17 protein-coding genes are annotated in these 23,958 nt (G+C 69.2%); 7 read left to right on the top strand and 10 right to left on the bottom strand.

Annotated elements, in window-relative coordinates; genetic code table 11:
- Nucleotides 1-11: 11 nt before the first annotated feature.
- The 3 genes from MHA02_RS20360 (at nucleotide 12) to MHA02_RS20350 (ending at nucleotide 4,246) form a co-directional block, all read left to right on the top strand.
- Entirely contained in the window at nucleotides 12-2,528 is a 2,517-nt protein-coding gene (locus MHA02_RS20360) for a heavy metal translocating P-type ATPase (RefSeq protein ID WP_147082177.1), read from the top strand.
- Nucleotides 2,525-2,998 carry a Cu(I)-responsive transcriptional regulator gene (cueR, locus tag MHA02_RS20355; RefSeq protein ID WP_147082175.1) on the top strand — a complete coding sequence of 158 codons (474 nt, stop codon included), beginning with the start codon at nucleotides 2,525-2,527 and terminating at the stop codon, nucleotides 2,996-2,998. Before MHA02_RS20360 ends, cueR begins: the two co-directional genes overlap by 4 nt.
- A gap of 78 nt (nucleotides 2,999-3,076) precedes the next feature.
- Entirely contained in the window at nucleotides 3,077-4,246 is a 1,170-nt protein-coding gene (locus MHA02_RS20350) for a M20 aminoacylase family protein (protein ID WP_147082203.1), read from the top strand.
- 156 nt (nucleotides 4,247-4,402) lie between these two features.
- Here the strand turns inward: MHA02_RS20350 and truB are convergent, their stop codons facing one another.
- From truB to rimP, 6 genes are all read right to left on the bottom strand, one after another.
- Nucleotides 4,403-5,455 (bottom strand): tRNA pseudouridine(55) synthase TruB, encoded by a 1,053-nt coding sequence (gene truB / locus MHA02_RS20345; RefSeq protein WP_147082174.1) that lies wholly within the window; start codon nucleotides 5,453-5,455, stop codon nucleotides 4,403-4,405.
- A 119-nt stretch (nucleotides 5,456-5,574) separates the two neighbouring features.
- The gene (rbfA, locus tag MHA02_RS20340; protein WP_147082172.1) at nucleotides 5,575-6,009 is read right to left on the bottom strand and encodes a 30S ribosome-binding factor RbfA; all 435 of its coding nucleotides are present in this window, start codon (nucleotides 6,007-6,009) and stop codon (nucleotides 5,575-5,577) included.
- 113 nt (nucleotides 6,010-6,122) lie between these two features.
- Nucleotides 6,123-9,023, bottom strand: coding sequence for a translation initiation factor IF-2 (gene infB / locus MHA02_RS20335; protein ID WP_147082170.1), 2,901 nt, complete (start codon nucleotides 9,021-9,023; stop codon nucleotides 6,123-6,125).
- Between the two features lie 51 nt (nucleotides 9,024-9,074).
- Nucleotides 9,075-9,812, bottom strand: a complete 738-nt coding sequence (locus MHA02_RS20330; protein WP_147082167.1) for an RNA-binding protein — start codon at nucleotides 9,810-9,812, stop codon at nucleotides 9,075-9,077.
- A 119-nt stretch (nucleotides 9,813-9,931) separates the two neighbouring features.
- Nucleotides 9,932-11,554, bottom strand: a complete 1,623-nt coding sequence (gene nusA / locus MHA02_RS20325) for a transcription termination factor NusA (protein WP_147082165.1) — start codon at nucleotides 11,552-11,554, stop codon at nucleotides 9,932-9,934.
- 60 nt (nucleotides 11,555-11,614) lie between these two features.
- Nucleotides 11,615-12,355 (bottom strand): ribosome maturation factor RimP, encoded by a 741-nt coding sequence (gene rimP, locus MHA02_RS20320; RefSeq protein ID WP_147082163.1) that lies wholly within the window; start codon nucleotides 12,353-12,355, stop codon nucleotides 11,615-11,617.
- 323 nt (nucleotides 12,356-12,678) lie between these two features.
- Here rimP and MHA02_RS20315 point away from each other — a divergent pair, with 323 nt between their 5' ends.
- Complete coding sequence (locus MHA02_RS20315; RefSeq protein WP_147082161.1) at nucleotides 12,679-15,153, top strand: PBP1A family penicillin-binding protein; 2,475 nt, start codon at nucleotides 12,679-12,681, stop codon at nucleotides 15,151-15,153.
- On the opposite strand, the gene MHA02_RS20310 is transcribed toward MHA02_RS20315, so the two are convergent.
- Nucleotides 15,150-16,643: an AMP nucleosidase gene (locus tag MHA02_RS20310; RefSeq protein WP_147082160.1), complete on the bottom strand. Its 1,494-nt coding sequence runs from the start codon at nucleotides 16,641-16,643 to the stop codon at nucleotides 15,150-15,152. The two genes, MHA02_RS20315 and MHA02_RS20310, sit on opposite strands and share 4 nt — an antisense overlap.
- Nucleotides 16,644-16,772: 129 nt before the next feature.
- Between MHA02_RS20310 and tsaA the strand changes: the two genes are divergently transcribed.
- Entirely contained in the window at nucleotides 16,773-17,276 is a 504-nt protein-coding gene (gene tsaA / locus MHA02_RS20305) for a tRNA (N6-threonylcarbamoyladenosine(37)-N6)-methyltransferase TrmO (protein ID WP_147082158.1), read from the top strand.
- Between the two features lie 14 nt (nucleotides 17,277-17,290).
- A complete protein-coding gene (locus tag MHA02_RS20300) occupies nucleotides 17,291-17,980 on the top strand; it encodes an SGNH/GDSL hydrolase family protein (protein ID WP_238180473.1) in 690 nt (229 codons plus the stop codon).
- Nucleotides 17,981-17,986: 6 nt separating this feature from the next.
- Here the strand turns inward: MHA02_RS20300 and MHA02_RS20295 are convergent, their stop codons facing one another.
- The 3 genes from MHA02_RS20295 to MHA02_RS20285 are packed head-to-tail and all read right to left on the bottom strand — an operon-like array spanning nucleotide 17,987 to nucleotide 23,300.
- Complete coding sequence (locus MHA02_RS20295; RefSeq protein ID WP_147082201.1) at nucleotides 17,987-21,037, bottom strand: efflux RND transporter permease subunit; 3,051 nt, start codon at nucleotides 21,035-21,037, stop codon at nucleotides 17,987-17,989.
- A 32-nt stretch (nucleotides 21,038-21,069) separates the two neighbouring features.
- Nucleotides 21,070-22,155, bottom strand: a complete 1,086-nt coding sequence (locus MHA02_RS20290) for an efflux RND transporter periplasmic adaptor subunit (RefSeq protein WP_147082154.1) — start codon at nucleotides 22,153-22,155, stop codon at nucleotides 21,070-21,072.
- Nucleotides 22,152-23,300: an efflux RND transporter periplasmic adaptor subunit gene (locus tag MHA02_RS20285; protein WP_147082152.1), complete on the bottom strand. Its 1,149-nt coding sequence runs from the start codon at nucleotides 23,298-23,300 to the stop codon at nucleotides 22,152-22,154. The genes MHA02_RS20290 and MHA02_RS20285 overlap by 4 nt, the downstream gene beginning before the upstream one ends.
- 100 nt (nucleotides 23,301-23,400) lie before the next feature.
- On the opposite strand from MHA02_RS20285, the gene MHA02_RS20280 reads away from it, so the two are divergent.
- On the top strand, nucleotides 23,401-23,958 hold a 558-nt coding region (locus MHA02_RS20280), incomplete at its 3' end, for a TetR/AcrR family transcriptional regulator (protein ID WP_147082150.1).

The following is a 23,958-nucleotide window of genomic DNA, read 5'->3' as shown; positions in this document are numbered from 1 at the left end:
TCTGAATGGACATGGACGCTCGTACCGAACTTGCCCTGCCCCGCTCCACACCGGCTCTGCCGGATCGGTTGCGCAAGGTCGTCACCCTACCGGTTGCGGGATTGAACTGTGCCTCGTGCGTGGGCCGCGTGGAACGGGCGTTGGTCGCACTGCCGAACGCTCGCGACGTCTCGGTCAACCTCGCCACGGGCAAGGCTAGCCTCAGCCTGTCGGCCGACACACCGGCACACCGGGTCGCTGACGCGATCACGGAGGCCGGTTTCTGCGTGCCGGAGGTGACGACCACCGTCGGCGTCGACGGCATGACCTGCGCGTCTTGCGTCGCGCGGCTGGAGCGGGCGCTCGTCCGAATTCCTGGCGTGACGGCGGCCAGCGTCAACCTCGCCACCAGTCGGGCGGAACTGCGCTATCCCGACGGTATCGTCGCCCTCGCGGATGTCGAAGCGGCCGTACGTCAGGCGGGCTTCGCGCCGCGCAACCTCGGCCGCGACGCGGCGCAAAGCTCGGACGGCGAAGAGCGCCAGGCGCGTGAGACCGCGGAGCTCCGGCGCGACGTCCTGGTCTCCGCTCTGCTTGCCACGCCCGTCGTCCTGCTCGACATGGGCGGCCATCTGATTCCGGGGTTCCACGACGCCGTGGCCGTCATGCTCGGTGCCGGCGGCAGCGCCGTGATCCAGGCTGCCTTGGCGACGCTGGTTCTCGCATGGCCGGGCCGCCGCTTCTTCCGGCTCGGCATCCCCGGCCTGCTGCGTGGCCATCCCGACATGAACGCCCTCGTCGCCCTCGGCGCCGGGGCGGCCTACCTCGCCTCCATGGTCGCCGCGTTCGCGCCCGGGCTGCTGCCCGCCGGGGCGGCGAACCTCTATTTCGAGGCGAGCGTCCTCATCGTCACACTGATCCTGACCGGACGCGCCCTCGAAGCCCGAGCCCGTGGCCGCACCGGCGCCGCCGTTGCCCGCCTGCTCGACCTAACACCGAAGACGGCGCGCGTGATGCGCGACGGCGAAGAACACGACATTCCCGTAGCGGCACTGCAGGTCAGCGACCGCGTACGCGTGCGGCCGGGCGAGCGCATACCGGCCGACGGCCGCATCGTCTCCGGGGCCTCCTGGATCGACGAGAGCATGATCACCGGCGAGCCGGTCCCCGTCCGCAAGGCCGAGGGCGACCTCACGGTCGGCGGCACGCTCAACACTTCCGGCGGCTTCGATCTGCGTGTCGATAAGGTCGGCTCGGACACCGTGCTCGCCCAGATTGCCCGCATGGTCGAGGCCGCGCAGGGCGGCAAGCTGCCGGTCCAGGCGCTGGTCGATCGCATCACCCTCTGGTTCGTGCCGGCCGTGATGGCGATTTCGGCCACGACCTTTGTCGCGTGGCTCGCCCTGGCGCCGAGCCCGGCGTTCGGCCCTGCCCTCGTTCACGCCATTGCCGTCCTCATCATCGCCTGCCCCTGCGCGATGGGGCTCGCCGTTCCGGTCTCGATCATGGTCGGCTCCGGCCGAGCCGCGGAGCGCGGCGTGCTGTTCCGCAAGGGCAATGCGCTGCAGGCGCTCGGAGACGCGCGGGTCGTCGCCTTCGACAAGACCGGCACCCTCACCGAAGGGCGGCCCCGGCTCACGGATCTCGTGACGGCCGAAGGCTTTTCACGCGAGGCGGTACTGGCCGTTGCCGGCGCGGTGGAAGCGCGTTCCGAGCATCCGATTGCCCGTGCCATCGTCGCGGCGGCGCGGGAGGCGGGTCGCGTGCCCGACGTCGAGGGCTTCGAAGCGGTGCATGGACTTGGCGTCACCGGCGTCGTCGGCGGCAGAAAAATCGTCATCGGTGCCGGGCGCTTCATGGACAGGCTCGGCGTAGCGACCGCGTCGCTCGCCACCGAAGCCGAGCGGCTCGGCGCTGCCGGTCGCAGCCCGCTCTATGTCGCCATCGACGGGCGGTGCGCGGGCCTCATCGCGGTCGCCGATCCGATCAAGCCGGACGCGGCGGCCGCCATCCGCTCCCTGCGCGCGCGCGGCCTCGTCGTCGCGATGATCACCGGCGACGACCGGCGCACGGCGCAGGCGGTGGCGTCGGCTCTCGGCATCGACGTGGTGGCGGCCGAGGTCCTGCCGGGCGGCAAGGTCGAGGCTCTTCAAAAACTGCGGGAATCGCATGGCGCCGTCGCCTTCGTCGGGGATGGGATCAACGACGCTCCGGCGCTGGCGTCGGCCGAGACCGGCCTCGCCATCGGCACGGGCACGGATGTCGCGATCGACAGCGCCGACGTGGTGCTGATGTCCGGCGCCCTTGGGGGCGTCGAGGAGGCGCTCGCCCTTTCGCAGGCGACGATGCGGGTCATCCGGCAGAATCTCTTCTGGGCCTTTGCCTACAACGTCGCGCTGATTCCGGTCGCGGCGGGAGCGCTCGCCGTCGTCCGCGGTCCCGCGCTGTCACCGATCGTCGCGGCAGGTGCCATGACGCTGTCCAGCCTGTGCGTCGTGGCCAACGCCCTGCGTCTCCGGCAGGCGAATCCGGCGAGCCGGCCGGCATGAGCGCGCGACCGGTCACGATCGGCGAGGCGGCGCGGACGACCGGCGTCTCGCCCAAGATGATCCGCTACTACGAAGAAACCGGGCTGCTCGGCGCGGCCGAGCGGAGTACCGCCGGCTACCGGCTCTATGCGAAGGCCGACCTGCATGCGCTGCGCTTCGTGCGCCGTGCGCGCGATCTCGGCTTCTCGATGCCGGAGATCGCCGAGCTTCTGGCGCTCTGGCGCGACCGGTCGCGGGCGAGCGCCGGGGTCAAGGCCGTGGCGCAGGCTCACGTCGTCGATCTGCGCCGGCGCATCGCCGAGCTCGAAGGCATGGCGCGCTCTCTCGAAGACCTCGCTGCGCGTTGCTGCGGCGACGACCGCCCGGACTGCCCGATCCTCGACGATCTCGCCGCCGGCCACGATGACGACGTTACCGTAATTTCGCAGCCGGCAAAGCAGCCTCGCCGTCGTTCTTCCGGCCAAGCTTGAGCATTGACCGGCGCGATGGCCTCCTGTTTGCTGGTGTGAGCGTGGGTGCCCGGAGGTTCCCGCGAGAGCAATGTGACCATGCCCATCATCGACCGGATCGCCGGCTTCGCGGACGAGATCTCCGCCTGGCGGCACGATCTCCACGCGCATCCGGAACTGCAATACGACGTCCACCGCACGGCGAGCTTCGTTGCTGGGAAGCTGCGCGCGTTCGGCTGCGACGCGGTCGTCACCGGAATCGGCCGCACCGGCGTCGTCGGCGTGATCCGAGGCAGGGCATACGGCTCGAACCGCGCGATCGGCCTGCGGGCCGACATGGACGCCCTGCCGATCCAGGAGGTGCGCGATCTGCCCTACCGCTCGACGGTGCCGGGACGGATGCATGCCTGCGGCCATGACGGCCACACCGCCATGCTGCTCGGCGCAGCGAAGTATCTCGCCGAGACCCGCGATTTCGACGGCAGCGCCGTGCTGATCTTCCAACCCGCCGAAGAGGGCGGCGGCGGCGGTGCGGCCATGGTGGAAGACGGCATGATGGAGCACTTCGGGATCGAGGCGGTCTACGGACTGCACAATATCCCGAACCAGCCGCTGGGAACCTTCGCCATCCGGTCCGGCCCGATCATGGCCTCCACCGACCGCTTCACCCTGACGATCGCGGGACGCGGCGGCCATGCCGCCCTCCCGCAGGCGGCGATCGACAGCGTGCTCGTCGCCGCCCACGTCGTCGTCGCCCTGCAGTCGATCGTGGCCCGCTCGGTCGATCCGCTGCAATCGGCCGTGGTCTCGGTCTGCGCCGTCGAGGCAGGCAGCGCCTTCAACGTGCTCCCCCGGGAAGCGGTCCTCCGCGGGACCCTGCGCGCTCTGGCGCCGGAGGTGAGGACCCTCATCAAGGATCGGATCGTCACCATCGTCACGGGCGTGGCGGCGGCCTTCGGCGCACGCGCCGACATCGCCTTCGACGACGGCTATCCGGCCACCGAGAACCATCCGGACGAGACCGGCTTCATCGCCGATGTCGCGGCGGGAATCGTCGGCGAGGCTCAAGTCGACCGCGAGGTCGCGCCACTGATGGCGGCCGAGGATTTCTCCTACATGCTGCTTCAGCGGCCCGGCGCCTACATCTTCATGGGCAACGGCCCTTCGGCCGGTCTGCACCACCCCGAATACGATTTTTGCGACGCGGCAGCGCCGTACGGGGCGTCGCTGTGGGCGCGGCTGATCGAGACGGCGCTACCGGTGCGATGACGGCTCATTCGCGTTTCGAATAAGCCGCCTCCAAGCGTTTTGGCGAGCGCAGCGAAGCAACCCAGGGCCACATCCCGGACGGCGAGTGCGGTATCGTAGGTAGCCTCGCGGCGCTCGCGAAGACCGATGAGCGGCATCGGGCGCTGCGAAACCGTCTCAATCCCGCTGCGGGGCCGTCCCACCCAGGTGAAACACCCGGTGCGGCACTAACTCCCCGCGCTCGATATCGCCAACTGCGACCAGAACCCCGCCGCAGGTCGCAAACGCCTTGCCCTCCACCGGCGCATCCCGTCCGCGAAGAATCACCGGCTGACCGCGCATGAGGCGGAGCGCGACATCGCGCGAGACAGGCACAGACGGAATCTGGTCGAGCGCAGTCTCGACGGGCTGGAGATGGGCGCCGTTCCCATCCGGCGCGCCCTCTTCCAAGGTCGGGATGCTGCAGGAGGCCTCTTCTACGAACGGGCCGACCCGGGTGCGCCGGAGCGCGGCGACGTGGCCGTGGCAGCCGAGCATGCGGCCGAGGTCGCGGGCGAGGGCGCGGACATAGGTGCCCTTGCCGCATTCGGCCGCGATCACCGTGCGTTCGCCATCGTGCTCGATGACCGAGAGATGGTCGATGCGCACCTCGCGGGCGACGAGTTCGACGATCTCGCCTTCGCGGGCGAGGTCGTAGGCGCGCTCGCCCTGGATCTTGATGGCCGAGTAGCGCGGCGGCACCTGCTGGATGTTGCCGACGAAGGACGGCAGGGCCGCCTCGACTTGCGTCTGCGTCGGGCGCGCGTCGCTGGTGGCGACGGGACGGCCTTCGGCATCGTCGGTATCGGTCTCGACGCCCCATTGCACGGTGAAGCGATAGGCCTTGCGACCGTCCATGACGAAGGGGACGGTCTTGGTCGCTTCGCCGAGGGCGATCGGCAGGATGCCAGAGGCCAGCGGGTCGAGGGTGCCGGCATGTCCGGCCTTCTTGGCGTTGAAGGCGCGCTTCACAACGGCGACCGCATGGGTCGATGTGATGCCGACACCCTTGTCGAGGATCACCCAGCCGCTGACGTCGCGCTTCTTCGGGCGGTCTGGCCGCGGACCGCCGCGATGGGGACGACCTCTGCCCCGGCGGCCCTCGTCGGGGCCGCGCTCGTCCGCGCTGCGCGCCTCGGTCGGCAGGGCGACCGGCTGGGCCTCCGGGTGTCCGAGGGTTTCGTCCTGCATGATGTCCTCGATCGATGGCAGTGCGACGCCGCGGAAGCCGGCTGCACGGGGGCCGCCAGGTCGGTCCCGGTCGTCTGAGAAAAGCTGGTGTCGTCCGTGTCCGAACCGGTCGCCTGGGGTCAATGCCCGGATTCGGTCTCGGGTTCGGCGGCGTCGGGATCCGCAGCGGGTTCGAGATCACGCTGGACCTTCTCCGTGCGCAACAGCGCATCGATCCGGTCGGCTTCGTCGAAGGTCTCGTCGCGGAAGAAGCGCAGGTCCGGCGCGAACTTCAGGTTCACGCGGCGAGCCACCTCCTGCCGCAGCACCCTCCGGTTCTTCTCGAGCGCCTTGATCACGGGCGCCTCGTCCTGCCCGCCGAGCGGCATGATGTAGGCAGTGGCCATCTTCAGGTCCGGCGACATCCGCACCTCGGGCACCGTGATCACGTGGGAGGACAGGACCGGATCCTGGAAGTCGCCGCGCTGAAGAACGTCGGCCAGCGCGTGGCGCACGAGTTCCGCGACGCGCTGTTGGCGCTGCCCCGGGCCGGCTTTGGAAGGTTTTTGAGCCATAGGCGGTATCGGTGGATCGTTTCAAAACGGGGATGCGACGCGGGTCTCGCGAAACGAACGGGGCCGCAGCTTGCGCCGCGGCCCCGCCGTCATCGATGCGGACGCGTCACGGGTCAGAGCGTCCGGCGAATTTCCTCGACCCTGAAGCACTCGATCTGGTCGCCGGCACGCATGTCCTGGAAGTTCTCGAAGGACATACCGCACTCGTAGCCCGAACCGACTTCCTTGGCGTCGTCCTTGAGGCGCTTGAGCTGCGAGAGCTTGCCCTCGTAGATCACTACGCTGTCGCGGATCAGGCGGACATGAGCGCCGCGCTGGACCGTGCCGTCGGTGACGCGGCAACCGGCGATCTTGCCGACCTTCGAGACGTCGAAGATCTGCAGGATCTGCGCCTCGCCGAGCTTCTCCTCGCGGAGCGTCGGCGGGAGCATGCCCGAGAGCGTGTCTTTGATGTCGTCCACGAGGTCGTAGATGATGCTGTAGTAGCGGATCTCGGTACCTGACCGCTCGGCCGCCTCGCGGGCTTCCTTGTGGGCGCGCACGTTGAAGCCGATGACCACGGCCTTCGAGGCCGTCGCCAGCGTCACGTCCGACTCGGTCAGGCCGCCGACGCCCGAATGCAGAATGCGGGCGGAGACTTCGTCGTTGCCGATCTTGCCGAGCGCCCCGACGATCGCCTCGACCGAGCCCTGCACGTCGCCCTTGATGATGACGGGCAGTTCACGGCGGCCGGAGCCTTCCTTGGCCTCGCGCATCATGTCCACGAGCGAGCGGTTGGCGCCGCCCGTGCGAGCGGTCATGCGGTCGCGCTTGATCCGGGCACGATACTCGGCGACCTCACGGGCGCGGGCCTCGTTCGGCACGACGACGACGCGCTCGCCGGCATCCGGCGTGCCGTTGAAGCCGAGCACCTCGACGGGGACCGACGGTCCCGCATACGGAATGTGTTCGCCCTTGTCGTCGATGAGCGCACGCACCCGGCCCCACTCGGCACCGGCCACGACGATGTCGCCGGTGAAGAGCGTGCCGCGCTGAACCAGCACGGTGGCGACCGGGCCGCGGCCGCGATCGAGCTGGGCCTCGATGACCGTGCCCTCGCCGTCGCGCTTCTCGTTGGCGCGAAGGTTCATGATCTCGGCTTGGAGCTGCAGGCCCTCGAGAAGCTCGGGCAGGCCGTCGCCGGTCTTGGCCGAGACTTCGAATTCCAGGGTCTCGCCGCCCATCGACTCGACCTGGATGTCGTGCTGCAGCAGCTCGGTGCGGACCCGCTGCGGGTTCGCATCCGCCTTGTCGATCTTGTTGATCGCGATGATCAGCGGCACCTGCGCCGCCTTGGCGTGGGCGATCGCCTCGATCGTCTGGGGCATGACGCCGTCATCGGCCGCCACCACGAGCACGACGATGTCCGTCACCTTGGCGCCGCGGGCGCGCATGGAGGTGAAGGCCGCGTGGCCGGGGGTGTCGATGAAGGTGATCAGGTCGCCCGAGGGAGACGCCGCCTGGTAGGCACCGATATGCTGGGTGATGCCGCCGGCCTCGCCCGAGACCACGTTCTCCTTGCGGATCGCGTCGAGCAGCGAGGTCTTGCCGTGGTCGACGTGGCCCATGATCGTGACGACCGGCGGACGGGGATCGAGATCCTCCTCCAGATCCGGCTCCTCGGAGATCAGGCCTTCCTCGACGTCGGATTCGGCGACGCGCTTGACGGTGTGACCCATCTCCTCGGCGATGAGCTGCGCGGAATCCGAGTCGATCACGTCGGTGATCTTGTGGATCTCGCCCTGCTTCATCAATAGGCGGATCACGTCCACCGCCCGCTCCGACATGCGGTTGGCGAGTTCCTGGATCGTGATCGTCTCCGGGATCGTCACCTCGCGGGCGATCTTCTCCTTGGGCTCGTCGTTCCGGTGCCCGCTCATCCGCTGCTGGCGGCGGCGGAACGATGCGACAGAACGCGTGCGCTCGTCCTCGCCCGACGTCGCCGTGGCGATGGTGAGACGGCCGCGGTTGCGGTCGCCGCCCGGCGACTTCGGCGTCTTGGGCGGCGTGATGATCTTGAGCGGCATGCCGGGACGGCGGATCACCCGCTTGGTCTCGGGCTCCTCTTCGGCGGCCGTGGCGTTCGAGCGGGCCGGGCGCGTGACGGTGATGCCGTCGGGCTGACGCGCCGTCGTCGGCGTCGTCTTGTTCTCCGGCTCGGCCACCTGGGCGGGGCGGGCCATGAAGTTCAGGTCGCGGGGCTTGCGCACCTCGGCCGTGATCGTGCGGCGCGGCTCCGCAGGCGTCGGACGCGCGGTGACGGGCGGGCGGGGCGTCGTCGGTGCGAGACCGGGACGCGGAGCGGTGGGACGAGCCGGCGGAGCCGGACGCGGCGCGGCAGCAGCGGGGGCGGCCGCCTGCGCGGGAGCCGAAGCGGTCGCCTCAGGAGCCTGGGGCGCCTCGACGGGAGCGGTGCGGGCCGCCGCGTCCTCTTCGGCGCGACGGCGGGATTCCTCGGACGCGCGCCGACGATGCTCGTCGTCCTGCTTTCGCCGGTCGTCTTCCTCGCGGCGGCGGGCTTCCGCAGCATCGCGCTCGCGCTGCTCGGATTCGTCGCGCTCGCGGCGGGCGCGCTTCTCGGCGTCTGCCAGAGCGCGCATCTCCTGCTCGCGCTTCTGCGAGTCGGCGAGCGCATTGGCGCGGGCGTCGCGCTCCTGCTCGCTCAGCGTCCGCAGGACCATGCCGGAGCCGGAGCGCCCGGCCGGAGGCCGTGCGGCGGCGGGCGGTGCCGTCGGCGCCGCGGCGGGCGCGGGGCGGGTGGTCTGCGGCGCGGCCGGAGCCTCGCGCGTCGGGGCGGCGGGAGCCGGAGCAGCACCAATCGTGCGGCGCTTGACCGTCTCGACCAGGACCGACTTGGATCGGCCATGGGAGAAGCTCTGCCGTACCGTGCCCTGCTCGATCGGACGCTTCAGCGTCAGCGGTTTTGCGGGCGCCCTGGTCTGCGTCTTATCGCCCGGTGTTTTCGTATCGCTCATTCAGTCCGAACCCTGGGGGTTTGCATCGTCCCGTCGACCGGCATCCCGATTTTACGCGGGCCGGTCCGTCGTCTCATCGTCGTGCGGATCGGAGGCGGATGCGCCGGCCTGGGCCGGGTTTGCGTCCGCGATCACCGTCGCCACGCCATCAAAAGCGCGGAGCCGACGCCAACGCGCGAGACAGCCGGTCGTGCCAGCCCCCGCGACGAGCGCAGCGTGTATCACATGATCCCGACCCAAGGCCATGTCCAATTCACTTTCGGACAAGTCGTCGATGATCGGGACTTTATAAGTGGAATCGCCCTGCTTGCGCCGCAAGGCCTGACCGATCTTGCGGCGGCCGTCGGCGGCCGCATCCGAGGCATGGATCACCGCGGCCACGCCGATGCCGCTGCCGATCTGCGCTTCGACCTTTCCGAAGCCCGTGACGACGCAGCCTGACTTGTTGGCCATGGCGATCGCCTGCCGCAGATCGGTGCGCAGCCCCTCGGCGATCCGGTCGGGAGTGTCCGGATGGGCGTCGGCCCGTTCGCTCCTGAACGCGCGCCGGAACAGGCGGCGCTTCATCGCGAGTTCGACGGCCTCGCGCGTGCCACTGATCCAGGCGCCACGGCCCGGAAGGCGGGCGCGCAGGTCGGGCACGACCGCGCCGTCCGGCGCCAGCACGAAGCGGATCATTTTCTTCGGCGGCTTGACCTCGCGCGTGACGATGCAGGTCCGCGCGGCACCTTGCCGGCCCCGGCCGGGACCCGGGTCGAGTTCCACGTCGCTGTCGACCGCGTCGATCATTCCGGTCCCTAATGCGCTTGCCGACGGCGATTTCGATCCACCGTCGGCAGGCGCCGTGAAGCAAAATGCGAAGTCCGCAATCCGGTTCATGCGGATCGCGGACCTCGCCGGATAGGCCCTCAGGCAGCCGGCTGCGGCTCGCCCGTCTGCTCGGCCTCTTCACCTTCGGCCTGCTCGGCCTCGGCAACCGGCAGTTCCTCGATCCAGCCCGCCTTGAGACGGGCGGCCATGATCAGGCCCTCCGCCTCGGTGCGGGAGAGCTCGAAGCCGTCGAGGAAGCCGGCATGACGGACCGCCTCGGGGCCGCGGCCCTCGGTGTAGCCGACGAGATCGTCGGTGGCGCAGCCGGCGAGGTCCTCGACGTTCTTCACGTCGTTCTCGCCGAGCGCGACCAGCATCGGGGTGGTGATGCCGTCGATCTCGCGCAGTTCGTCCTCCACGCCGAGTTCGGTCCGGCGGGCGTCGTACTCGGCCTCGATGCGGGCGAGGTAGTCCTGGGCGCGGGCCTGGATCTCGGTGCCGGTCTCCTCGTCGAGTCCCTGGATGTTGGCGAGCTCGGAGGTCTCGACGAAGGCGACCTCCTCGACGTTGCGGAAGCCTTCGGCGGCCAGCAACTGGCCGACGGTCTCGTCGACGTCGAGCGCCTCCATGAACACCTGGGTCCGCTCGGCGAACTCCTTTTGCCGACGCTCGGATTCCTCGGCCTCGGTCAGGATATCGATGTCCCAGCCGGTGAGCTGCGAGGCGAGACGCACGTTCTGGCCGCGCCGGCCGATGGCGAGCGACAGCTGATCGTCGGGCACCACGACCTCGATGCGGTCGGCCTCCTCATCGAGCACCACCTTCACGACTTCCGCCGGCTGCAGGGCGTTGACGATGAAGGTCGCCTGGTCGACCGACCACGGGATGATGTCGATCTTCTCGCCCTGAAGTTCGCCCACGACGGCCTGGACGCGGGAGCCGCGCATGCCGACGCAGGCGCCGACCGGGTCGATCGAGCCGTCGTTGGAGATCACCGCGATCTTGGCGCGCGAGCCCGGATCGCGGGCGACCGCCTTCACCTCGACGATGCCGTCGTAGATCTCGGGCACCTCCTGACCGAAGAGCTTGGCCATGAACTGCGGATGCGAGCGCGACAGGAAGATCTGCGGCCCACGCACTTCCGAGCGTACGTCGAACAGGTATGAGCGGATGCGGTCCCCGGGACGGAAGGTTTCGCGCGGAATCATCTCGTCGCGGCGCACGATGCCCTCGCCGCGGCCGAGATCGACGATGACGTTGCCGTACTCGACGCGCTTGACGGTGCCGTTGAGGATCTCGCCGATGCGGTCCTTGTATTCCTCGTACTGGCGGGCGCGCTCGGCATCGCGCACCTTCTGCACGATGACCTGCTTGGCCGATTGCGCGGCGACGCGCCCGAAATCGAAGGGCGGCAGCGTATCGGAGATCACATCGCCGACCTGGGCGGCCGGGTTGTAGCGCTTGGCCTGGTCGACGGTGATCTCGCGGGCGTCGTTCTCGACCTCTTCGACGACGAGGAGGTGGCGCGACAGGCGCAAAGCCCCGGTCTTGTTGTCGATCTCGGCATGCACGTCCGTCTCGGCGCCGTAGCGCGAGCGGGCGGCCTTGGCGATCGCCTCTTCCATCGCCTCGATGACGATGATGCGGTCGATCACCTTCTCGCGCGCGACGGCGTCGGCGATCTGGAGGAGTTCGAGCCGGTTGGCGCTGACGACGGCCATGGTAACGGTCCTTCTCTCGGTCGGTTTTGTCGGTTCGCCGCGCGACGGCGGCGGATCGGGTCAGTGGAGGCTGTCGCGGTTCTTGAGGCGGACGGCCTTCGTGATCGCGGGCTTCGCGCCATCGGGCCGCGGCTTCGGCACTTTGACGGGCTTGGTCTTCTTCTGCCGGGCGGGCTTGTGCGGGACGACGCGGACCGGCTCCTCGGCCTCACCGTCGATCTCTTCGCCCTCGTCTTCGTCGCCGTCCTGTGGCGGCGCTCCGCCCCGGCGGAGCGACTCACGCACCAGTTCGTCGGTGAGCACGAGATGCGCATCGGCGAGGTTGCGCAGGGGTAGCTCGATCTCGCTCGGCAGGCCGGCCTTCACGTCCGGCAGGTGGATCGAAACGGTGGCCCCGTCTGCGCTCGGGACGCCGATGATCCCGCGAAAACGCTTGCGGCCGTCGAGCGGCGCCGTGAGCTCGACCTTGGCCTCGTAGCCGGCCCAGCGCTCGAAATCCGAGGCGCGTACCAGCGGCCGATCGATGCCGGGCGAGGAGAGCTCGAGGTAGTAGGCCCCGCCGACCGGATCATCGAGGTCGAGCAACGGCGAGATCGCCCTACTCACGGTCTCGCAATCGTCGACGCTCATGGTGCCGTCTCGCCGCTCGGCCATGATCTGGACGGTGCAGCCGTTGGTAGCGGAGATCTTCACCCGCACGAGCCGGTAGCCCAGCCCTTCGATCGATGCCTCGATCACCTGCGCCACGCGCGCGGCAACCCCGTGTTCGACGATCAATCGCTTCTCGGAAGCGTCCGTCATGCTGTGTCCGAAAGGTCCGAATTCAAATGATGATCGATCCCGGTCGCTGCGCGGGCACCTGCGGTACGGAACAAAAAAAGAGCGGGTCCTTTGGGACCCACTCCCGTACCGCAGCCTGACACTGCAACCAGAATGTTGAGGCGAGACGTAGCGCCGGAGACACCGGATTTCAAGCGAATTGCGCGTCGCTTGCAGCCCGGATGGGCTTTGGGCTGCCTAAGCGTAGCTATATCCGCTTCGGCAACCTACCATGGCATCGCTACTGCGGTCCTGCACGTTCGGGGTCGCCGGGAGCCGGTTGCAGGAGCGACGACGAGCCAGCGATGAATCCGCGAGAGCCCCGACGCCCCACCGACACCGATCCGTCGCCCGACCAGCCTCGTGCGACGCGTGGTTCGCGCGAGGCCGATCCGCGCGAGGCTGCACGCGAGGCCGCTGGTGCCGCTCGCGTACTCGTGCGCCAGCTCGGGCTGCTCGCGGCTGCGGGTTTTCGTGGTGCCGGGCGTCGCGGGCGAAACGCCGGTCGCGCGGTCGGCCCGTTCTTCGCCGGCATGTCTGCGCGATCGCGCCGCTCGCCGCATGAGACATCGCCGGCGACGATGTCTTACCCGGTTGCTCCGGGGCGCTCCTGGTACGGCCGGCTCCGCCAAAAGCCGCTTTTGGCGATCGGCCTCGCCGTCGTTGCGCTTCCCACCCTGGTACTCTCCGTCGTGGTGCTGGAGGCTTTCGCGACGCTGCCGCCCCTCGGCGGCGTCGTGCCCGAGGGCGGGCAGCGGGCGATCACCGTCGAGGCCGACGACGGGCGCCCCTTCGCCACCCGCGGCGCCTATCGCGGTGAAAAACTCACCGCGCCGGACCTGCCGCCGCATCTCGCCCAGGCGATCACGGCCATCGAGGACCGGCGCTTCTACAGCCACTGGGGCATCGACCTGCGCGGCCTCGCCCGCGCCGTCTGGCGCAACGCCACCGGCGGCGGCGTGCGCGAGGGCGGCTCGACCATCACCCAGCAATATGCGCGGCTGACCTCGCTCACGCAGGAGAAGACGCTTCGGCGCAAGATCCAGGAGGCGCTGCTGGCGCTTCGCGTCGAGAGCACGATGTCGAAGCAGGAGATCCTGCTCGGCTACCTCAACACCGCCTATTTCGGGGCCGGCGCCTACGGCGTCGACGCAGCGGCGCGGCGCTATTTCGGACACGGCGCCAAGGCGCTGACCCTGCCGGAATCCGCGATGTTGGCGGGTCTGGTGCGTGCGCCCTCCCAACTCGCTCCGACCCGCAATTTCGGCGGCGCCAAGGAACGGGCCGACCTCGTCCTGCAGGCCATGGTCGAGACCGCTGCGATCACGCAGCCACAGGCCGACAAGGCGCGCTCGGAAAAACTGACTCTTCGCACGCCGCCCGAGACGCCGCCCGGCGCCAACTACTTCATCGATATGGTCGCCGGGGACGCCAAGCGGCTCGCCGGCGAGGTTGGCGACGTCACGCTGCGCACAACGCTGAACATCGACCTGCAGAGCCTCGCCCAGGCGACGCTGGCCCGAAAGCTCGACGCCGAGGGCGATAAGAAGAAGGTTGGCCAGGGCGCCCTCATCGCGATGTCCAAGGACGGGGCGATCCTGGCGATGGTCGGCGGGCGCGACTACGAGGACAGCCAGTTCAACCGGGCGACGCAGGCCAAGCGTCAGGCGGGCTCGCTGTTCAAGCTGTTCGTCTATCTCGCCGCCTACGAGCGCGGCTACACCCCCGAGACCGTGCTCGTCGATCGCCCGACCCAGATCGGCGAGTGGGAGCCTCAGAACTCCAACAACCGGTTTCGCGGGGCGCTGCCCCTGCGCTCGGCCTTCGCCCTGTCCGTGAACACCATCGCGGCGCAACTCGGCGACGAGATCGGCATCCCAAGCGTGGTAGAGGCGGCGCGCAGACTCGGCGTTGCGTCAGAACTGCCGAACGTTCCGAGCCTCGCCCTCGGCTCCGCCGACGTGACGCTCCAGGAGATGACCCGCGCCTATGCCGGCGTGCTCACGGGAGCGCCCCCCGTCGAGCCCTTCTCCATCCACACGATCCGAGGCAGCCAGCCGCAGCCGCTCTATTTGCACGAGGCCAAGCAATCCGCCGTGTCCTTGTCGCGCGACGTGCAGACGATGATGCTCGATTCGATGGAAGCCGTGGTCGAATCCGGCACCGGCAAGGCGGCCCGCCTGCCCGGTATCCCCATCGGCGGCAAGACCGGTACCAGCCAGGACTATCGCGACGCCTGGTTCGTCGGGTTGACGCCGGACATGGTCATCGGCGTTTGGGTCGGCAACGATGACAACGCGCCGATGAAGGGCGTCACCGGCGGCGATATTCCAGCCCGCATCTTCCACGACTTCGTGCAGCGCGCTCAAGGGGTCCTCAAGGGCAGGAAGCGCCCCGCTCCCTCAGCCGCCAAGGCCGAGCGCGTGCCCGCGAGCGAGATCTCGTCCGCTCCGGTCTCGCCCGACGTGCGGGGCGTCGCTGAGGTGATCGATACCGGGACGCTGACGATCCGCGGGCGCAGCGTCAAACTGCTCGGCGTCGCCGGCGAAGGCGGCGCGCTCGCCCGCCAACTCGCCCGCTACCTGCGACGCCGCGAGGTCGCCTGCGCCCCGGATCCTGCCGCTGTCGCCATGCGCTGCCGCATCGACGGCGACGACCTGGCCTCCCTCATCCTCACCGCCGGCGGTGCGAGGGCGACCGAGGATGCGCCTCAGGATCTGCTGGAAGCCGAGGATCAGGCGCGGGCGGAGCGGGCGGGGTTGTGGAGTCGGGAGCGTTAGCGGAACGGCGGCTCGTCGAAGCTCCTCAGCTTGCGCGAGTGCAGCCCGTGCCGGTCGGCGCGGAGCGCGTCGAGGGTGGCGAGCCCGATCAGCAGGTGTTCGGCCACCGCGCGCTCGTAGAAGGCGTTCGCCGCGCCCGGCAGCTTGATCTCGCCGTGCAACGGCTTGTCGGAGACGCAGAGCAGCGTGCCGTAGGGGACACGCAGGCGATAGCCCTGGGCGGCGACGGTGCCGCTCTCCATGTCGACGGCGATGCAGCGGCCGAGGTTGATCCGGCGGCGTTCCTGGGTGAAGCGCAGCTCCCAGTTGCGGTCGTCGTAGGTGACGACGGTGCCGGTGCGCAGGCGCCGCTTGAGCGTGTCGTCGCGCTCGCCGGTGACCGCGGCGGCGGCGTTCTGGAGGGCGATCTGCACCTCGGCCAGCGCCGGCACCGGCACTTCGGGCGGCACGAGGTCGTCGAGGATGCGGTCGAGGCGGAGATAGCCGTGGGCCAGCACGTAGTCGCCGATGGTCTGCGACTGCCTGAGGCCGCCGCAATGGCCGACCATCAGCCAGCAATGCGGCCGAAGCACTGCGAGATGGTCGGTGATGGTCTTCGCGTTGGATGGGCCGACGCCGATATTGACGAGCGTCGTGCCCTGCGGGCTGCCGTCCTCGCCGCGCGCGACGAGGTGATAGGCCGGCATCTGGAAGCGGTGCCAAGGCGAGGCCGCGATCAGCGCCTCTGGATCAGCTGTTGCGGCCTCCGCCCGGCTCACGCTGATCCCGCCCGGCAGGACCAGCTTTTCGTAGATGCTGTCGGGTGCCGCGAGCCGCTCCAGCCCGTGGCGCACGAAGCCGTCGACGTAGCGATGATAGTTGGTGAGCAGGATCCAGGGCTGGATCTCGCGCCAGTCCGAGCCGGTGTAATGCACGAGGCGGCGGAGCGAATAATCGGTGCGCACACCGTCGAACAGCGCGAGCGGGCGCGGCACGTCCGGGTGCTCCTGCCAGAGCCCGTCGGCGATCTCGTCGCCGACCACCGAGAGCAGCGGCGTCGGGAAATAGGTCGCAAGCTGGCTCGCCGTGACGCCATTGCGGGTCAGGTCCGAGCCCGGCTCGACGACGTAGGAATACGGGATCTCCTGGCCGCTCAAGCCGACTTCGAGGGTCGCGCCGTAATCGTGCACCAGATGGCGAAGCTGTTCGAGCAGGTAGGGCCGGAAATGACCCGGTTGCGTCAGCGTGGTGGCGTAGGCGCCCGGCGCCTGGAACTTTGCCGTCGCCCGGTTGATCCGCGGGACCGGACCGTCCGCGCGATAGGTGAGGCGCAGTTCGGGGTAGCGGAACTGCAGCCGCTCGGTCGAATCCGGCGGCACGCCCTCGTCGAGATACCGCTTCAGGGCCGAGCGCAGGGCCGAGGTCGAACCCTCGTAAAGCGCTGCGAGCTGGTCGACCGCAGTCTCCGCGTCTGCGATCGATGCCATCGGGCGAAGCTCGTCGCTGTCCATGCCGCCTCCGCGTCCATCGGTGCGTGGCTGTACACCCGGGCGCCGGGCATGGCGACCATGCTGGCTCTTGCCGTCCGTGTCGGCCGAGCGCACATGCCGCCGCGTCGAGCCGGAAGCGAGCGTGATTTTATGAGCGACGACGTCGAACGGCGCGCGGGCGAGCAGGCGATCGTGCTTCCCGAGACTTACGATGCCGGACTCCATTTCATCGGCCGCGTTCGCACGCCCTGGCAGGTGCGGGGCGAGTGCCCGAAGAACGGTACGCAGACGGATGCCGTCTGCACGCTCGTCGTCGATCCGCTCTACGCACCGGCCCTGCGGAACGTCGACGGCGCAAGTCACCTCATCGTGCTCTACTGGATGGACAGGGCGGCGCGCGATCTCGTGATCCAGCAGCCGCGCCATGCCGGCGGCGGCCGCGGCACCTTCTCCCTGCGCTCGCCGGCCCGGCCCAACCCGATCGCGGTGGCGGTGGTCGAGCGGCTCGCCATCGACGGCAACGCGATCTCGGTGCGCGGTCTCGACTGCCTCGACGGCACGCCGCTCCTCGACATCAAGCCGTACTACGCCTCGACGGATTCGCGGCCGGAGGCGAGCGTGGACCGCTCGGCCACCGTGACGTCCGACACGTGAGGCGCGGTTTCCGTGTGGCTCTCGCGCTCGTCACGGTCTCGGTCGCGAGCGCTGGTCTCGGCTGGCTGGCGCATGCTCCGAAGCACGATGTGGGCGAGTATGCCGTGCATCGCCTCGTGGCGGTCCATCAGCAGCTCGACGAGGCCGAACCCGGCTACGTGCTGGTCGCCGGCGATTCCCAGGCCGAATTGCAGAGCCCTTCGGAGCGGATCTGCGGTGCGCCGATCGTCAATATCGGGGTCAGCGGCGCCACCGCCGCCGTCTATGCCGGGATGCTGCCGGAACTGGAATTTCCCGTTCGGGCCAGCGCGGCCATCCTCACGATCGGCACCAACGATCTGATCGGCAAGAAGAACCCGCTCGCGCCGGACGTCGCGGATCGCTTCGGGCAGGAGGTCGGCAGCATCGTCGCGCGCCTGAAGACCGTCAGCGATCGCGTCGTGGTCACCGCCGTTCCGCCCCTCGGGCGCGCGCTTGCGGACGAATTCGAAGCGAAGGCGGTCGCCGCCTATTCCGAGCGGATCGAGGCGCTCTGCGCACGGATCGGCTGCCTCTATGCCGACCCCTTTTCAGAATTGCGCGACGGCGATACCGGGTTCGGCCGGCCGGGCGTAAACCGGAACGGACTGCATCTGACGCGGTACCGTCCGGTGCTGCGCAACCTCGCGGCCACGCTCTGCCCCCATGCGGCATCGGCTCCGTGACGAGCCTCACGCCGCCGCCCGGGCCGGTGGCTTGATGCGGTACCAGCCGACATACAGCGCCGGCAGGAACAGCAGCGTCAGCAGGGTCGCGGCGAGGATGCCGCCGATCATCGCGTAGGCCATCGGTCCCCAGAAGACCTCGCGGGCGATCGGGATCAGGCCGAGGCTCGCCGCGGCCGCCGTCAGCAGGATCGGCCGCATCCGGTGACGCGTCGCCTCGATGACCGCGTCCCAGGGCGCGAGCCCCTCGGCCTCCGATTCCTCGATCTGGCTCACGAGGATCAGCGCGTTGCGGATGATGATGCCGATCAAGGCGAGGATGCCGAGGATCGCGACGAAGCCCATCGGCTTGTCGAACAGCAGCAGCGCCGGCACCACGCCGATGAGCCCCAGCGGCGCGACGGAAAACACCAAGAAGAGCTTCTGAAAGCTCTGCAGCTGCACCATCAGCAGCGTCGCCATGGCGAGAAGCATCACCGGCACCACGGCGGCAATGGGTCCCTGGCCCTTGCCGGCCTCCTCGACGGCGCCGCCGGTGGCGAGGGTGTAGCCCTCGGGCAGGGCTTTCACGAAGGCGTCGATGCCCGGCTCCAGGGCGGCGACGATGGTCGGTGGCTGGGTCGTGTCCTTGATCGTGGCGCGCACGGTCAGCGTCGGCACGCGGTCGCGGCGCCAGACGATCGGCTGTTCGAGGTCGTAATCGATCTTGGCGAAGGCCAGCACCGGCACCACGGAGCCGTTCGAGAGGGCGACCTGCAGGCTCTGCAGGGTTTCCAGGGAGATCCGCTCGATGGTCTGGGCGCGGCCGACCACGTTCACGAGGTAGATCGAGTCGCGTACCTGAGTGATCGCCTGTCCGCCGACCACGCCGTTGAGGATGCCGGCGATGTCCTGGCTGGTGACGCCGAGCTGGCGCGCCTTGTCCTGCAGGATCTCGACGCGCAGCACCTTGCCCGGCTCGTTCCAGTCGAAGGTCGGATAGGCGACACGCTTGTCGGCAGCCACCACGTCGGCGAGCCCCAGCGCGAGGCGGCGCACCTCCTGGATGTCCGGGCCGCTCAGCCGATACTGGATCGGGCGGCCGACCGGCGGGCCGAGGTTGAGCGCCTGCACCATGACATCGATGCCGACGAAGTCGCGCCGGCCGATCTCCTGGAGCCGCTTCACGACCCGGTCGCGGATTTCGAGCGACTTCGTCACGATCACCGCTTGTCCGTAGAAGGCATTGGCGAGCTGCTGGTCGAGGGGCAGGTAGAAGCGCACGGCGCCTTGCCCGACGTAAGAGCTCCAGCGCACGATGTCGGGATCGCCTTTCAGCTTCGCCTCGAAGCGGTCCATCTGCGCCTTGGTCTCGGCGATGGTCGCGTTCTGCGGCAGGGTCAGGTCGACCAGCACCTCGCTCCGGTCGGAGGACGGGAAGAACTGCTGCTGGACATGGGTCATGCCGAAGACCGCAGCCCCCATCAGCCCGACGCAGATCACCACCGTGATCCAGCGCAGGCGCATCGCCACCGTGAGCACGGCGAGGAAGGCGCGGGTGAACAATCCGCGCTTCTCGGCGTGATGCTTCATCGTCTTGGGCAGCAGGGTCACACCGAGCAGCGGTGCGAACAGCACCGCGACGACCCACGACACCGAGAGCGCGGCGGCGATCACCACGAAGAGCGAGTAGGTGTATTCGCCGGCCGAGGAGCCGTTGAAGCCGATCGGCAGGAAGCCGGCGATGGTCACCAGCGTACCGGTCAGCATTGGGAAGGCGGTGGAGGTGTAGGCGAAGGTCGCCGCCTTCTTGAGGCTGTCGCCGAGTTCGAGCCGCGCCACCATCATCTCGACGGTGATCATCGCGTCGTCGACCAGCAGCCCCAGCGCGATGATGAGCGCGCCCAGCGAGATGCGCTGCAGCGTCACTCCCATCACCTGCATCACCACGAACACGATAGCGAGCACCAGTGGGATCGAAATCGCCACGACGAAGCCGGCGCGCAGGCCGAGACTGACGAAGCTCACGAACAGCACGATCACCACGGCCTCGACGAGAGCCTGGGTGAAGCCGCCCACCGCCTCCTCGACGATCTTCGGCTGGTCCGAGACTAGGTGGAGACCGACGCCGATCGGCAGCTTCGCCTCGATCTTGCGCATCCGCTCCTTCAGGTTCTCGCCGAACTTCAGGAGGTTGGCGTTCGGCCGCATGGCGATGGCGAGGCCGATCGCCGGCTCACCGTTGACGCGGAACATCGCGGCGGGCGGGTCCTCGTAGCCGCGGTGGATCTCGGCGACGTCGGCGAGGCGGAAGAAGCGGTCGTTGAAGCGCAGGTTGACGTTTTTCAGCGAGTCTTCCGAGGTGAACTGTCCGCTGACGCGCAAGGAGACGCGCTCCGGGCCGGCCTGGACCACGCCGGATGCGGCTACCGCGTTCTGCGATTGCAGCGCCTTGATCAGCGCCTGGATGTCGATGCCGAATCCGGCGAGCTTGCGGGTGGAGAAGTCGAGATAGACCGTCTCCCCCTGCGTCCCCATCAGCAGGGTCTTGCCGATGTCGGGCACCTTGAGGATCTCGGTGCGCACGCCCTCGACGTAGTCGCGCAGCTGCCGGTGGGTCAGACCGTCCCCGGTGAAGGCGTAGACGTTGCCGTATACGTCGCCGAACTCGTCGTTGAACGAGGGCCCCTCGACGCCTTCGGGGAAGGTGTACTTGATGTCGCCGAGCCGCTTGCGGACCTGATAGAAGGCCGGCTGGATCTCCTCCTTCCTCGTGGTGTCCTTGAACTGCACGAACACCGTCGCCTGGCCCGGCGTCGTGTAGCTGCGGACGTAGTCGAGGGCGTTGATCTGCTGCAGTTCCTTCTCGATCCGGTCGGTGACCTGATCGAGGGTGTCCTTGATCGTCGCCCCCGGCCATTTCGCCTGCACGACCATGGTCTTGATCGCGAAGGGCGGGTCCTCCTCGCGGCCGAGCCGCGAATAGGACATCACGCCGGCAGCCAGGCAGACCAGCATCAGGAACCAGACGAGCGAGCGGTGGCGTAGCGCCCAGTCGGACAGGTTGAACGAATTCACGGAGGTCTCCGGCGCGCCGGGTGGGGTGTCGCTCACGGGATGGCGTCGCCGATGCGGACGGTCTGGCCGTCGCTGAGGGAATGCACGCCGGCGACGACGACGCGCTCGCCGTCCTTCACGCCGTCGATGAGGCTGACATGCTCGGCATCGCGCTGGCCGACGGTGACGTCACGGCGCTCGACATGGGCCGGCGCGTCCTTCGCGGCTTCCGGCACGATCCAGACGGAGCTGCGACCGTCGGCCTCCAGGAGTGCCGTCGGCGGCAGCACGAAGCGCGGGTCGATCGTCCGCTTCAGTCCCACCGTGATCGTCGCGCCGAGGCGGAAGGCGGTCGGCGGGTCGATCAGCGTGAGCTTGATGCGCCGGGTGCGGGTGCCCTGCTCGGCGAAGGGGGAGATCTCGCGGACCTTGGCCGTCGCGGTGATCTCCGGCGCGCTCTGCAGCGAGATCGTGAACCGCCCCTCGCGGGGCATGGTGCCGACGAGGTCCTCGGGAATGTCGACCACCGCCTCGCGCACCTCGGGCCGTGCGACCGTCACGACCGCCTGGCCGGCGCTCAGCACTTGCCCGACCTCGGCGAGGCGCTGGGTGACGACGCCGTCGAAATCGGCGTGGAGCTCGGTGTAGCCCATCTGGTCGCGCGCCCGCTGAAGGCTCGCCATGGCCTGGGCGAGGCGCGCCTGTGTCGTATCGCGGCCGGCGGTTGAGGAATCCATCTGCGCCTGGGTGACGTTGCCGCCCTCCATCAGGCGGCGCTGCCGGGCCTCGGTGGCCGCTGCGTTCTCCGCTTGCGCCTTGGCATCGGCGACGTCGGCTTCGGCGCGGGTCAGGGCGAACCGCGTCACCACGGGGTCGAGGGTCGCGAGGCGCTGGCCCTTCCTGACCACGTCGCCGACGGTGACGTCCCGCGCCGCGACGCGGCCGCCGATCTGGAAGCCGAGCTGCGACTGGTAGCGTGGCTCGACCGTGCCGGCGAAGGGTCCGAACATCACGGTGTCGGTGCGCTTGGCGATCGTGGTGAGCACCGGGCGGATCGGTACCGGCTCCTTGGCCTCCTCGGCTGGCTTGCAGGCGGAGAGCAGAAGGGTGGCGAGCGCGAGAGCGAGGAGGAACCTCATTTGGCGATGCCCTCCGCCTGTTTCGCGATACCGTCGGCCTCGGCATCGGCCACGGCGACGCTCTGGCCGGGCCGCAGGAACTGGATGCCGGCGGTGACGACCGATTCGCCCGGCTCGACCCCGGAGGCGAGGGCGATGGTGTCGAAGGCGTAGCGCTCGATGGTCACGAGGCGCGGCGAGACCGTCCCCGCCTGCCGGTCGTAGATCCACACCGCCGGCTTGTTCTCCCAGCGATAGAGCGCCGACCAGGGCAGCACGACTGCCTCCTGTGCCTTGAAGCGGCCGCGTCCGATCACGACGGCACCGAGCGTCATCGCCGCCGGCGTCTCGGCGAGGCCGATCTTCACCCGCACGGTGCCCGAGGCCTGATCGACCGAGGGTGAGATCTCGCGCACCGTGCCCGTCGCGGTAACCTTCGGATCGGCCTGGAGCGAAATCGCCACGGTCTTGCTCGCGGGCGGGTTCGCCGGCAGCGCCTCGTAGACGTTGAAGACCGCATCGCGCGGGCCGTCCTGAGCCAGCACCAGCACGGTCTGCCCGGCCTGGACCACCTGCCCCGTCTCGAAGCTGCGGCTCATCACGATGCCGGCGACGCCCGAGCGCAGGTCGGTATAGGAGAACTGCTCCCGCGCCGTGCCGAGCTGCGCCTTGGCCGAGTCGACGGCCGCTTGCGTCGTGCGCAGCTGCTGCTCGGCCGCATCGTAGGACGGTCGCGTGGTGTAGCCCCCGCTGAGAAGCTGCTCCTGCCGCTTGAAGGCGACCTTGGCCTGCGTGAGCAAAGCCTCCGCTGAGACCAGAGCCGCCTTTGCGGTGTCGAGATTGGCCTGCTGCTCCTGCGGATCGAGCTTCGCCAGCACCTGATCGGCCGCGACGTGGTCGCCGACCTCGACGAGGCGCGTCGCGATCTTGCCGTTGGTGCGGAAGGCGACGTTGGTCTGGGCCTGGGCCTGGATGTCGCCGGTCAGCACGATGTCGGACGCCACCGCCGTGCGCTGCGCCTCGACGATCCGCACGAGCACGACGGAGATATCGCTGGGATCGCGCCCGGCGGCCGGGTCCGACGCAGGCAGGGCAGCACCGCCTCCGGCGAGAAGCAGTGCAGCGAGCGCGGCGGGGCGGGCCAGTCTGAGCGCGTACGAAGGCATGGGACGGGGTCCGCGGTTTTCGAATCCGGGAGCATCTATCGCCGCCATCCCATATCCGCTAGTCTACCGACCGTCCAGACGGTTTGTAGAAGGTCGACAGGTGGAGCCCAAGGCGCGCAGCCGTCGCGAGGACCGGCCCGAGATCATTCTCGATGCCGCCGAAGGCGTGCTTCGCCGACTCGGCGCGCGCGGCCTCACCATTGATGCCGTCGCCGCCGAAGCCGGGCTGAGCAAGGGCGGCGTGCTGCATCACTATGCCTCGAAGGACGCGCTGATCTGCGCGCTCGTAACGCGCAAGCTCCGTCGGCTGCGCGATGGCATCGCCGGGCACGAAGCCCGGCAGGAGCCTCCATCGGCCTCGCCGCCGCTGGCGATGGTGGCCAATGCGCGCGAGACCTACTGCGAGGAACTCGGCTTTCCCCGCGCGCTCCTGCTCGCTTCGGCCGAGACGCCCGAGGCGCTCGCCGACTTTCGCGGGTTCATCGCCGAGCGGCTCGCCCAGATGTCCGAGATCGAGGGCCGGCCCGGAGCCGGCGCCGTCTTCCTGTTCGCGATCATCGGATTGATGATCGGCCGCACGCTCGGGTTTCACGAACTGTCGGGTGCAGAGGCCGACCGGATTTTCGATGCGCTCGACATCGCGGCGCGCGATCTAGCT

Source organism: Methylobacterium haplocladii, assembly GCF_007992175.1.
Classification (GTDB): domain Bacteria; phylum Pseudomonadota; class Alphaproteobacteria; order Rhizobiales; family Beijerinckiaceae; genus Methylobacterium; species Methylobacterium haplocladii.
This window is presented reverse-complemented; position numbering and strand designations above follow the sequence as displayed.

Bases quoted from the DNA above. Each gene is read 5' to 3' on its own strand.
- cueR (WP_147082175.1), top strand. From the start codon at position 2,525: ATGAGCGCGCGACCGGTCACGATCGGCGAGGCGGCGCGGACGACCGGC.
- truB (WP_147082174.1), bottom strand. From the start codon at position 5,455: ATGCAGGACGAAACCCTCGGACACCCGGAGGCCCAGCCGGTCGCCCTG.
- infB (WP_147082170.1), bottom strand. From the start codon at position 9,023: ATGAGCGATACGAAAACACCGGGCGATAAGACGCAGACCAGGGCGCCC.
- tsaA (WP_147082158.1), top strand. From the start codon at position 16,773: ATGAGCGACGACGTCGAACGGCGCGCGGGCGAGCAGGCGATCGTGCTT.
- rimP (WP_147082163.1), bottom strand. From the start codon at position 12,355: ATGACGGACGCTTCCGAGAAGCGATTGATCGTCGAACACGGGGTTGCC.
- MHA02_RS20290 (WP_147082154.1), bottom strand. From the start codon at position 22,155: ATGAGGTTCCTCCTCGCTCTCGCGCTCGCCACCCTTCTGCTCTCCGCC.
- rbfA (WP_147082172.1), bottom strand. From the start codon at position 6,009: ATGGCTCAAAAACCTTCCAAAGCCGGCCCGGGGCAGCGCCAACAGCGC.
- MHA02_RS20310 (WP_147082160.1), bottom strand. From the start codon at position 16,643: ATGGACAGCGACGAGCTTCGCCCGATGGCATCGATCGCAGACGCGGAG.
- nusA (WP_147082165.1), bottom strand. From the start codon at position 11,554: ATGGCCGTCGTCAGCGCCAACCGGCTCGAACTCCTCCAGATCGCCGAC.
- MHA02_RS20330 (WP_147082167.1), bottom strand. From the start codon at position 9,812: ATGATCGACGCGGTCGACAGCGACGTGGAACTCGACCCGGGTCCCGGC.
- MHA02_RS20285 (WP_147082152.1), bottom strand. From the start codon at position 23,300: ATGCCTTCGTACGCGCTCAGACTGGCCCGCCCCGCCGCGCTCGCTGCA.
- MHA02_RS20360 (WP_147082177.1), top strand. From the start codon at position 12: ATGGACGCTCGTACCGAACTTGCCCTGCCCCGCTCCACACCGGCTCTG.
- MHA02_RS20350 (WP_147082203.1), top strand. From the start codon at position 3,077: ATGCCCATCATCGACCGGATCGCCGGCTTCGCGGACGAGATCTCCGCC.
- MHA02_RS20315 (WP_147082161.1), top strand. From the start codon at position 12,679: ATGAATCCGCGAGAGCCCCGACGCCCCACCGACACCGATCCGTCGCCC.